This is a genomic window from Flavobacterium sufflavum, assembly GCF_004016525.1.
Lineage (GTDB): Bacteria > Bacteroidota > Bacteroidia > Flavobacteriales > Flavobacteriaceae > Flavobacterium > Flavobacterium sufflavum.
Map to the genome: position 1 here is coordinate 1 of NZ_SACJ01000051.1, position 255 is coordinate 255.

The following is a 255-nucleotide window of genomic DNA, read 5'->3' on the forward strand; positions in this document are numbered from 1 at the left end:
TTGACATACACATTGGCAGCCAATGCAAATGGAAGTGCACTTGTTACAGTTTATTTGAAAGATAATGGAGGAGTTGCAGATGGAGGAGATGATCAAAGTGATAATCAAACCTTCAACATCAATGTAATATCTGTGAATGATGTACCGGTTTTCACTAAAGGAGATGACCAGGCTAAACTGGAAGATGCAGGAGCCATCAGTGTTCCTGGTTGGGCAACAGGTATCAGTGCAGGTCCTGTAGATGAAGTAGGACAA

General features: G+C 42.0%; 1 protein-coding gene. It reads left to right on the forward strand.

The annotated features are described in order from the left end of the window. Positions 1-255: hypothetical protein (locus EOD40_RS18100; protein WP_164905521.1), on the forward strand; the 255-nt coding region annotated here is incomplete at both ends.